The organism is Streptomyces ipomoeae 91-03 (assembly GCF_000317595.1).
Classification (GTDB): Bacteria; Actinomycetota; Actinomycetes; order Streptomycetales; family Streptomycetaceae; genus Streptomyces; species Streptomyces ipomoeae.
On sequence record NZ_AEJC01000486.1, the window covers coordinates 1 to 10,716 of the forward strand.

Annotated in this window: 11 protein-coding genes; 6 read left to right on the forward strand and 5 right to left on the reverse strand. The window is 71.9% G+C overall.

Annotated features, from left to right (window positions below; translation table 11 throughout):
* Positions 1 to 224: universal stress protein (locus tag STRIP9103_RS31670; RefSeq protein WP_048821340.1), on the forward strand; the 224-nt coding region annotated here is incomplete at its 5' end.
* 50 nt (positions 225 to 274) lie between these two features.
* Here STRIP9103_RS31670 and fxsT read toward each other — a convergent pair.
* The 5 genes from fxsT to STRIP9103_RS31695 form a co-directional block, all read right to left on the reverse strand.
* On the reverse strand, positions 275 to 2,704 hold the full coding sequence (fxsT, locus tag STRIP9103_RS31675) for an FxSxx-COOH system tetratricopeptide repeat protein (protein ID WP_009327282.1): 2,430 nt from the start codon (positions 2,702 to 2,704) through the stop codon (positions 275 to 277).
* Between the two features lie 7 nt (positions 2,705 to 2,711).
* A complete protein-coding gene (locus tag STRIP9103_RS31680) occupies positions 2,712 to 3,944 on the reverse strand; it encodes a TIR-like protein FxsC (RefSeq protein WP_009327285.1) in 1,233 nt (410 codons plus the stop codon).
* Positions 3,945 to 3,962: 18 nt separating this feature from the next.
* On the reverse strand, positions 3,963 to 4,808 hold the full coding sequence (locus STRIP9103_RS31685) for a macro domain-containing protein (protein ID WP_063747339.1): 846 nt from the start codon (positions 4,806 to 4,808) through the stop codon (positions 3,963 to 3,965).
* A gap of 32 nt (positions 4,809 to 4,840) precedes the next feature.
* Entirely contained in the window at positions 4,841 to 5,632 is a 792-nt protein-coding gene (locus STRIP9103_RS31690) for a TIR domain-containing protein (RefSeq protein ID WP_009327288.1), read from the reverse strand.
* A gap of 659 nt (positions 5,633 to 6,291) precedes the next feature.
* Entirely contained in the window at positions 6,292 to 6,699 is a 408-nt protein-coding gene (locus STRIP9103_RS31695) for a CoA-binding protein (protein ID WP_009327291.1), read from the reverse strand.
* Between the two features lie 153 nt (positions 6,700 to 6,852).
* Here STRIP9103_RS31695 and STRIP9103_RS31700 point away from each other — a divergent pair, with 153 nt between their 5' ends.
* From STRIP9103_RS31700 to STRIP9103_RS31720, 5 genes are all read left to right on the forward strand, one after another.
* Complete coding sequence (locus STRIP9103_RS31700; protein ID WP_009327293.1) at positions 6,853 to 7,569, forward strand: cysteine--tRNA ligase; 717 nt, start codon at positions 6,853 to 6,855, stop codon at positions 7,567 to 7,569.
* On the forward strand, positions 7,566 to 8,129 hold the full coding sequence (locus STRIP9103_RS31705; RefSeq protein ID WP_048821341.1) for a SixA phosphatase family protein: 564 nt from the start codon (positions 7,566 to 7,568) through the stop codon (positions 8,127 to 8,129). The genes STRIP9103_RS31700 and STRIP9103_RS31705 overlap by 4 nt, the downstream gene beginning before the upstream one ends.
* A 101-nt stretch (positions 8,130 to 8,230) precedes the next feature.
* A complete protein-coding gene (locus tag STRIP9103_RS31710; RefSeq protein WP_009327289.1) occupies positions 8,231 to 8,857 on the forward strand; it encodes a YigZ family protein in 627 nt (208 codons plus the stop codon).
* A 172-nt stretch (positions 8,858 to 9,029) separates the two neighbouring features.
* Positions 9,030 to 10,193, forward strand: a complete 1,164-nt coding sequence (locus tag STRIP9103_RS31715) for an exonuclease SbcCD subunit D (protein WP_009327290.1) — start codon at positions 9,030 to 9,032, stop codon at positions 10,191 to 10,193.
* A 70-nt stretch (positions 10,194 to 10,263) separates the two neighbouring features.
* The coding region (locus STRIP9103_RS31720) for an AAA family ATPase (RefSeq protein ID WP_048821342.1) at positions 10,264 to 10,716 on the forward strand (453 nt) is incomplete at its 3' end.

Sequence of the window (10,716 nt, forward strand, 5' to 3'; positions counted from 1 at the left end):
CGGAGCTGCGCCCCTACCGACAGGAGTTCCCCGCCGTCGAGGTCATCGAGGAGGCCCGCCCCGGTAAACCGGCGGACCACCTGATCGACGCCTCCCACGACTCGTCCCTGCTGGTCGTGGGCCGCCGCATCCGCCACTCCCCCCTCGGCCCCCACATCGGCCCCGTCACCCACGCCGTACTCCACCACGCGGCGGCACCGGTGGCGGTCGTCGCCCACGGCTGATCGTTCCCCGTGCGGGCGCCATGGGTTCCCCAGCGGCGAGAGCGGATGCCCTACTCCGAGGCCGCCGCCGCGTTGAGGATGTCGTGGAGGTCCCGGAGGGCGGATTCCCATTCGGCCGGAGGGAGCTCCGCCCGTACGACGTGCCGCACGAGGCGGTGGACGCGCAGGGAGTTGCCCGAGGTGTCGGCCTCCGCCAGGCACAGCCGGGTCAGTTCGGTGACGAGGGCGTCGAGCCGGGGTGTCGCGTCGAGCGTGGTGTCGTAGGGGCGGAGCGCGGCGAGTGCGGCGTCGCTCCGTACGGTGGACAAGGGCAGCGACAGGGGAGCGAAGCGGCAGCACAGCTGCAGCAGTCGATGCGCGGCCGGGGATCTCTTCCGCAGGGCCGCCTCCGCGAGCCGTGCGGGCCCCTCCGGTGAGCTTCCGCCGGACCCGCGGACGCCCTCGTCCCTGTCGCCCGGCCTCAACTGTGCCAGGTACTCCCCGACCCCGTCCTCCGCCCCGTTCTCGGCGAGCCAGGCGCCGGCCTGGTCCAGCGCCAGCGGCGGCAGGTCGCCGAGAGCCGTCGCCAGGTCGTCCGCCCCGACCCGGCCCAGCGACGGCACGCGGCCGAGCAGCAGATCCGCGCTCTCCATCGGGCCCATCCGCTCCAGCACCAGCGGGTGGCCCAGCTTCTCCCACCGCGTGTCACGGGCGGTGATCAGGACACGACCAGGGCCCAAGGGCAGGAGCCCCGCGAGTACGTCCGGGTCGGCGGCGTCGTCGTAGACCAGGAGCCAACGGCCGTAGGGTGTGCCCGCCTCCAGGGCGGACAGTGCCCGCCGGGCCGCCGCGTCGATCCCGCCCGCCGCGGGGAGCTCCAACCGGCGTGCGAGACGGGCCAGCGCGGTGGTGACGAGGTGCCGGGTGACGGCCGGGACCCACCATACGAGGTCGTAGTCCGCGCGGAAGCGGTGGACGTACTCGATCGCCAGTTGCCGACGGCCCATGCCCAGCCCCGCCGCACGTACGGCCACCCTCCGGCTGACCGCCAACGCGTCGTGCACCGCGTCGAGTTGGAGATCGCGCCCGACGAATCGGGGGTTGCGGGGTGGGGCCTGCCAGACGGCGGGGCAACTGTTGGGAAAGCTGGGACCCGGGTCGTTCGGTCGCTCCCGCCCACGGCCGCCGACCGCCTCCAGTACCGCCGCCCGTGCGGACCCGGCGTCCAGGGAGGCCAACTCGACCGGTGTGTGCCGGGCGTAGGGTTCCGGCAGTACGGCCCCGTCGTCGATCCGCAGCAGCACCGGCGCCTGCCCGGTGTCGGTGGACGGCCAATCAGCCCGGGACCGGGGCGACTTGAGGTACGCCGACGACACCAGCATGACCCTGCGTACGGTTGCCCCGCTCTGCCGGTCGGTGCCGAAGGACGGCGGAACCACCTGGAAACCGGCGCGTGTCAGCACCCAGCGGGCCCAGTCGGCCCACATCCGGTCGCGGGGCACCGAGGACAGGACCACCGGTGTGACCTCGGGCGACAAGGGCCGTACGAACGACCCCAGGTGGTACCGCCGCAGGCTCTCGTCGAGCGGCGGCAACCGGGTGACCCGGCCTCCGGTGATCACCGAGGTCAGCCGCTCGTACGCGGTCAACAGGCTGTCCGGGTCGCCGGGCACGTCCTTGAAAGTGGCGAGGACCTCCTCGTGCTCGTACCCCGTGCGGTGCGGGATGCGGTTCTCCGCCCAGTACCGGCGCAGCGAGTCCGCGGACAACCCGTGGGGGACGTCGGCGAACCGTGACCTGGCGAGTTCCCGTCCGGCGGTGAAGGCGTCCGTCTGTTGTTCGTTGACCCGCATGGGCAGCGGGAGGATGCGGACTCCACGGCTCGGCGCGGTACGCGCCACATGGAGGGCTGTGAGTGCCGCGCCGTCGATGCTCTGGTCGTTGAGGGTGAAGCAGCTCACCAGGATGTCGGGCAGTTCGCGGATGCAGATGTCGACCGCGCTGCCCATGCCCGAGCGGCTGTCGATCAGTACGTAGTCGTACTCGCGTCGCCAGCGTTCCCGGAGGGCGCCCAGGAAGCGCGCGTCGAGGTCCTCCCAGCGGAACGACGCGAGGGTGGCGTGATAGTCACGGTCCTGTCGCCCGGCCGACAGGCAGTTGAGCCGTCCCGAGCCCGGGAAGGTCCACTCCACGGACATGGCGTGCTCGACGCCGGCGTGCCGTAGATAGAACTCCTCGTCCGGGCGCCCCCGGTGGCGCAGATCGTCGGTGAAGTCGGTGAAGTGATCGATCAGCCCCGTGGATCCCAGGGCGTCCCGGGGCAGGAAAGGCCTGTAGTAGCGCGGCAGCCCACCGGGTGTCTCCAGGTCCCAGTCCGAGGCGAGCACCCGGTGCCCGTTCGCGGCGAGGATCCAGGCCACGTTGGCCAGGGCCATGGTGCGGCCGACACCGCCCTTGTACGAGTAGAAGGTGATGATCCGTCCCCCGCGTCGACTGGTCATCGGCGGCCTACCGCGGAGAGTCCGGGCCGCGCAGGCGGGGACGCGGGTACACGAACTCCTTGGTGAGGCTGCTGAACCCGTCGACGGCATGACGCACCACTGTGGGCAGGATCTGATGCAACGCCGCCAGTGTTCCGACTCCGCCCACCGACGTCCGGGACGCGGAACGACTCAGCCTGAGGAGACGCGGCATGACGGCCTCCAACTCGGCGGGTCCCGGCCCTCCGTCGGCATGGCTCCCGGGATCCTGCTGATTCCACGGCACCACCACCGCCATCGTCGGGGACGCCATCCGGTCCACCCGTGAGAGCAGGTCGCGATGGAACCGACTGCGCAGCACCCAGGGATCGACGAGAAGGATCCCGGGCGCCCTCGGCGGCCCCGCGCGGAGGAAACGGTCGGCATCCCGCTCGAAGTCACCGACGTGGACTTTGTAGTCCATCCTGCGGACGTGATCGGCGACATCGTCACCGAGTGGTCTGGCCGATTCGGGATGGTACGGGTTCCAGTCGTGCGGCCGGTCTCCGTAGTAGTCCGGCTCGCGGCCCGGCGGCAGGTCCGAACGGGTACAGGCGAGCACCGAGATGTCGAAGTCCGGCGGGCCCCCGGAGCCGAACGCACTGGGCAGTGACTCGTAGTCCCGATAGACGTGGCCGTCGTCGAGAGTCGCTTCGCGGGCCACCTTCACGATCTGCTTGGCCAGTCGGTACACAGCCCGTTCGTATTCGTCCCGCAAGTAGCGGAGCTTGATCAGCCCGTAGAAGCCCTCGTCCGCGTAGTCCTGCCCCAACGCGGCATGGTCGAACTGCAAGTCCCTGGCCACTCGGGGCAGGTGACTCGGCTCCACGGGGACCCACAACGCCGGGACGATCGCGCTCTCCCGCGGGGCACCGTCGCGCGCCCGCCGGTCGACCTGGCGCTGGGAGAACGCCCACCACTCCCGGCCGCACTGCTCGCTGACGAAGTACCGCGGCGAGTACAGCGGGACGAACACCCTGCAGTGGGCGAGGTTCTCCGACAACTCGTCCCTCCAACGGACGCCGACCGCCGTGCTCTGGTCCAGGAAGCCGGCCCGGGAGCCCCATGGAAGGTCGGTCAGCTGCAGGACGTGTGCGGACAGGTCGTCATACAGCTTCCGCACCCAGACGTTGGGATCGGCGTCGCCCGCGTCCCGCTTCCGGGCGTGGGCATAGCTCAGGAAGAAGTACGGCTTCGCAGAGTTTGACCGCCTGTCCTGCATCCGTTGCCACTCCTTCCCTCACAACGACCGCAGAAAGACCCCGAGTTCGAGCATGTCAATACGGTAGTAGTCCTGCGGGTGCACCACGATGGTCAGTGATCCGCACACCCCCTGTGCCCGCGAGTGGGCCACGAACGACAGCAGGATCATCTTCAGCAGGCTCGCGTGGTCCATGTTGTTGATCCGGGCGAGGTCGGATCCGGTGATGGGCATGGCGACCTCGTCGCGGTGGCCGTGGCGCCGGACGGCGTCCCAGAGTCGGGCGAGGCTGTTCCACAGTTGTTCCGTGCCGCAACCGACCATCAGGTCATTGTTCATGCGGCCGTACGCCGTGCAGAAGAAGGCGCGCCCGGAGTCCTTGACCACGGCGACCGTGCCGATCGGATACCGCTCCAGTTTCCCGAGCCGCTTCTCGGTACGGGCCTCCGTCCGCACCGGTGTCACGTCCGCGAGGGCCTCGTCGAGGCGGGCGTCGAGGGTGGTGACGTCGCCGTCGTACACCCGGTGCAGGAACTGACCCTGGACGCTGCGGCGTGAGACGAGGGACTCGTCGGCCGTGTCGGTGTCGAACGTGTCGGTGAAGCCGATGACGAGATGGCACCGATGGTCGAACAGGTCACCCACCTCGACCGTGACCGTGATGTCGGGATGGGTGAAGTCGCGGCTGATCCTGTTGCGGGGGAGCGAGACCAGCGTCGCGATCAGCGCGGCCAGGCCCGCGATACCGAGGAAGGTGGGCCAGCGGGGCAGGTCGGCGTCGGGCCACAACGTGAAGACGAGCTGGGCCGCACCCGCCAACAGGCCGAACTGGACGGCGCAGTTGCGCCCGAGCAGGACGAGACCGAGCCTTGTGCCGAACAGCATGCGCAGACGTCGTACGGGACCGGCCACCGAGGCTAGGCCCCCTCGTCAGGGTTGGCCCGATCCGCGTTGGCCCGATCCGCGTTGGCCCGGCCCTCCGGGCGCGGGTCGGGGTCGGGGCGGCCGAGATCGGCGAACATCCCGTCGAACAGGACCCGGGTCTTGCGCAGATCGCTCGCCCGCTCCGCGTTGCCCTCGGCGACCGCCTGCTCCAGGGCGCTGATCCGGTCGACCTGCTGCCGCAGAAGGGAGAGCATCTGGTCCTGGATCTCCTCCTCGGACGGTCTGGGCACGGGGGCGTCGTCGCCCTCCGCCTTCTTCGCGTCACGGGCGGCGAGGGTGATCCTCGTGAGGCCGTCCCGCAGTTCGGGCCAGTACTTCTCGAAGAGGTCGTCGATGAGTTTCTCGTCCTGCCGTACCTCGCACAGACGGTTGATGGTCTTGATCAGGCTCAGCACCTCTTCCGGCACGTCCGCCGGCGTGGCCTGGAACTGGGTCAGCGGTGTGCCCACCAGGTCCGTCACCGTCGTGCCGAGCAGCAGGAACGGGGCGAGTCTCGGGCCGCCGAGCTCCCGGGAGAGCGCGCCCGCCTCGAAGTTGATCCATGGGGTGCGGCGGTTCTCCGGGGTGACACAGACGATGCCGAACTGCGAACCGGCGAGCCGCGCCGCGATCGCGTCGTAACCCCGGTCGCCCTTCGCGATGTCCTCCGACGACACGAAGGGTTCGATGAGAGGGTTGAAGGCGGGCAGCGTGCCGCGCAGCAGAAGCGCGCACTGCCGGGACGGCTCGCCGGACCAGCTCAGGAAGACCTTGAGTTTCGACACCGTGCTCCCCCGTAGCCGCCATCGTGCCTGACCGTGTCTGTGCCCGTTGTCGCCGGTCACGATCGTATCCACTGTTCCGGTCGACGAGACAGGGTTCGGGGACGTCCGAACAGCTCCGGAACGGCTGACGGGGAGGAACAGCCAAGGTGCCGTGACCCCGGTCCCGTGGCGTCGGCGACGACTGGCGCCGCCGGTGTCGGCCCGCAGTCGTGTGCCTTGAGCCGGGGCAGGGGTCCCGCGTGCCGGCGGAACTGACCGTGGGCGGCGTCGGGTGTGCCGGCGCCGCCCACTCCGGGTACGTCCGCCTGGCCGGCCGAGCCCGGCCACCGCCCCGCCGTAGCCGCCGCGGCACGCGATCCGATCGTCGCCGAGAGCGGGCCGTGCGTGCTCGCGGCGAGTCTCCAACTCCTCGGCCGGGTTGCGGAGTCGGTGCTGTTCGCCGAGTCGCGACCCGTCTCGTCGTCTTCGACCACCACCCGGGGGCGACACCGGACGGGAGGCGTTCGAAAGCGGCCCGCCCCGGTCGGCCGCCGCCGGTCACACCGCCCCCGGCACACTGACAGCGGTGATCGAGCGCGGGGACGACCTCCCGCCCCGCCACTGTTCACACCCGGCCCCGACGACGACCCCGCCCGGTTCGAGACCGCGCTCCGCGTGCCTCAGCGCAGGGAGTTGAACTCGATCGCCGGGCAGCGGTCCATGACCATGTCGAGACCGGCGGCGCGGGTGCGGTCGTAGGCCTCTTCGTCGATCACGTCCAGCTGGAACCAGACGGCCTTGGCCCCGATACGGACGGCCTCGTCGGCGACGGGGCCCGCGAGGTCGCTGTTGACGAACACGTCGACGACGTCCACCGGGAAGGGGATGTCGGAGAGGGAGGCGTAGCCCTGCTCCCCGTGGACGGTCTCGGCCTTCGGGTGCACCGGCACGACACGCTTGCCGTGGCGCCGGAGCACGTCCGCCACGCCGTACGCCGCGCGACGCCGGTTGGTGGACAGGCCCACGACGGCCCAGGTGTCGCCGAGCTCCGTCAGGATCTTGCGGACCGTAGCGGGGTCGCCATACATGTGCCGCTCCTCTGGTAGTGCGTGCCGGGTCACTGGACTGCCTGCGGCAACAGTGAAAGACGCTCCACGATTCCCCGGTGGCCGGAGCGGTCGGTTGCCCGGAATGTCACCCTCCGTACTGCGCTCCGCCGTCCCCGCGCCTACGCTCACCCCGTGCTGCGTATCACCGACGCCCGGACCGGCGAGCCCGCCGACATCCGCAGGGCGCTCACCCGGATCCACGCCCATGTGCCGCGGAACGACACCTCGGCGCTGCGCGTCCTGCTCGTCGCCGACGTCCTCGCCCGCGCCCTGGAACTGGGCGGCAGCCCCGCCCTGCTGACCGCCGACCCACCCGCCGGACTCCGGGAACGCGCCGACGACCTCGGCATCAGGCCGACCGAGCGCGCCCCGTTGGGAGGAGGAGAGCGGCGGGTGCTGCATGTGCTCGGCTCCGGGGACGTGACGGCCGATGACCACGGCGGTGAGGATTCCGGCGCGGGCGTCGTGGTCGAGGTCGCGCCGGTGACCGGATCGGAGGCGCCGGCCGCGTCCGGCACCGACCTGCGGCTCGCCCTCCTGGCCCAACCCCGCCACGCCCCGGTCCACCTCGACGCCACCGCCCTGACCGAGGCCCGCGACACGCTGGACCGCTGGCGCGAGGCGGTGGCCCACTGGGCGACGCGACCGTCGAAGCCGATCCCCGAGCCCGTACGCCAGGCCCTGCGCGCCGCCTGGGAGGACGACCTGGACGTGCCCGCCGTGCTCGGCGTACTGCGCGACGTGGCGGCGGCGGATCCCATGCCGGACGGCGCGCGCTTCGAGTCGTACGCCTTCGCGGACCGGCTCCTCGGGCTGGAGCTCACCAGGGAGATCGGGGCATCGGCATGAGCGGACAGTCCCGTAGGGCCGGGCGTCGCGGGGCCGGACCATTGCGCAGGCTCGTCGTCCTGCGGCACGCCAAGTCCGCCTGGCCGGTCGGCGTGCCCGACCACGAGCGGCCCCTGGCGCCCCGTGGCCGCCGTGACGCCCCCGCCGCAGGGCGGGCCCTGGCCGAGGCGGACTGTCTGCCCGACCTGGCCCTGTGCTCCACGGCCCTACGGGCCCGGCAGACCTGGGAGTTGGCGTCGGCCCAGTGGGGGACACCGCCGGCCGTGAGGTACGACGCGCGGGTGTACGCGGCGGACGTACCGGAGCTGCTCGATGTGCTGCACGAGGTCCCCGACCGGGTGGGCACCCTCCTGCTGGTGGGGCACAACCCCGGCCTCGAGGAGCTGGTACTGGAGCTGGCCGGGGACGCGCTCGGCGACACGCTGGACGACGTACGGACGAAGTTCCCCACCTCGGCGATCGCGTTCCTCTCCTGGTACGGCGACTCATGGGCCTCACTCGCCCCCGGCACGGCACTGCTGACGGACATGATCGTGCCCAGGGGCAAGAAGAAGCCCTGACCGGCTCGCGGGCGAGGCCCGGGGCGCCGATACCCCCACCCTGCGGCAGCTTCGGCGCTGCCCGGCGGGGCCCTGCCCCGGCCTGCGCATAGGCTGGCCCGATGCAGGACGAGTACCGCACCGTCGCCCGCGCCGGCGTGCACGAGACCGAGGTCAACCGTTCCCGGTTCCTGTGCGCGCTCGCCCCGGCCGCCACCGAGCAGGAGGCCCAGGACTTCATCGCCGCCGTCCGCAAGGAGCACGCGGACGCCACGCACAACTGCTACGCGTACGTCATCGGCGCCGACGCCGGTGTGCAGAAGGCGAGCGACGACGGGGAGCCCGGCGGCACCGCCGGCGTCCCCATGCTGCAGATGCTGATGCGGCGGGACATGCGGTACGTCGTCGCCGTCGTCACGCGCTACTACGGCGGTGTCAAGCTCGGCGCGGGCGGCCTCATCAGGGCGTACGGTGGCGCCGTGGGCGAGGCCCTGGACGCCCTCGGCACCCTCACGCGCCGCCGCTTCCGCCTGGCCACGGTGACCGTCGACCACCAGCGCGCCGGCAAGGTCCAGAACGACCTGCGGGCCACCGGCCGCGAGGTCCGCGGCGTCCACTACGGCGAGGCCGTCACCATCGAGATCGCCCTCCCCGACGCCGACGTCGACACCGTCCGAACCTGGCTCGCCGACACGACGGCGGGTACGGCCGCATTCGAACTCGGGGGAGAGGCATACGGGGACGCGTGACCGCGGACCTCGCCACGTTCCGGGGCACGTGTGCGTTTCCCGTCACGGGGCACGCGCGCGTGGGCCTCGTCAACCGGCACGCGCGCGTGGAATGCGGTCAGGCGTGGCCGAGCCGGCCCGATACGGCGGTAGCCGCCCGTGATGTCCGACCCGGCCGTTAGTCTCGGGGATCATGAGACTGCTGCACACTTCCGACTGGCATCTCGGCCGGGCGTTCCACCGGGTGAACATGCTCGGTGCCCAGGCCGAGTTCATCGGTCATCTCGTCACGACCGCGCGGGAGCGCGGCGTGGACGCGGTGGTCGTGTCGGGAGACGTGTACGACCGCGCGGTGCCGCCCCTGGCCGCGGTCGAGCTCTTCGACGACGCGCTGCACCGGCTGGCCGAGCTGGGCGTGCCCACGGTGATGATCTCCGGCAACCACGACTCGGCGCGGCGCCTCGGCGTCGGCGCGGGCCTCATCGGACGGGCGGGCATCCATCTGCGGACCGCGCCCTCGGCGGCCGGCACCCCGGTGGTGCTCCCGGACGCCCACGGCGACGTCGCCTTCTACGGGCTGCCGTATCTGGAACCCGCCCTGGTGAAGGACGAGTTCGGGGTGGAGAAGGCGGGCCACGAGGCGGTGCTGGCCGCCGCCATGGACCGGGTCCGCGCCGACCTCGCCACCCGCGCGGCCGGCACCCGTTCCGTCGTCCTGGCCCATGCCTTCGTCACCGGCGGCGCCCCCAGCGACAGTGAGCGGGACATCTCCGTCGGCGGCGTCTCGGCCGTGCCCGCCGGTGTCTTCGACGGCGTCGACTACGTCGCACTGGGCCATCTGCACGGCAGCCAGGCCATCACCGAACGCGTCCGCTACTCGGGCTCCCCGCTGCCGTACTCCTTCTCCGAGGCCGACCACCGCAAGAGCATGTGGCTGGTCGACCTCGGCGCGGACGGCTCCGTCGAGGCGGAGCGGATCGACTGCCCCGTCCCGCGCCGGCTCGCCCGCATCCGGGGGCGGCTGGAGGAACTGCTCGCCGACCCGGAGCTGGCACGGCACGAGGAGGCGTGGGTCGAGGCCACGCTCACCGACCCGGTGCGCCCCGCCGAACCCATGGCCCGCCTGTGCGAACGCTTCCCGCACACGCTCAGCCTCGCCTTCGACCCGGAGCGCGCCCCGGACGACCCGGACGTCTCCTACGCCCGGCGCCTGGCCGGCCGCGACGACCAGGAGATCGCCGAGGACTTCGTGGCCCATGTCCGCGGCACCGGCCCCGACGAGCACGAACAGGCGGTCCTCAGGGACGCGTTCGACGCCGTACGGGCCGACGAGACCCTGCGGGAGACCGCCCGATGACCATCCCGCGCCTCCCGCGCCTCCCGCGCCTCCCGCGCCTCCCGCACCGCCTCGCCACGGAAGGGGCCCGATGAGGCTGCACCGGCTCGACATCACCGCCTTCGGGCCCTTCGGCGGCGCCCAGTCCGTCGACTTCGACGACCTCTCGACCGCCGGGCTCTTCCTCCTGCACGGCCCCACCGGCGCCGGCAAGACCTCGATCCTGGACGCCGTCTGCTACGCGCTGTACGGCTCGGTGCCGGGCGCCCGGCAGAGCGGCCAGGGCATGACCCTGCGCAGCGACCACGCGGCGCCCTCCACCCGCACCGAGGTCCGCCTCGAACTCACCGTCGCGGGCCGCCGGTTGGAGATCACCAGGCAGCCGCCGTGGGAGCGGCCCAAGAAGCGCGGTGCGGGCACGACCCTCGACAAGGCGCAGAGCCTGCTGCGTGAGTACGCCGCCGCCACCGGCTCATGGAAGGACCTCAGCCGCTCCCACCAGGAGATCGGCGAGGAGGTCACCCAGCTGCTGGGGATGAGCCGG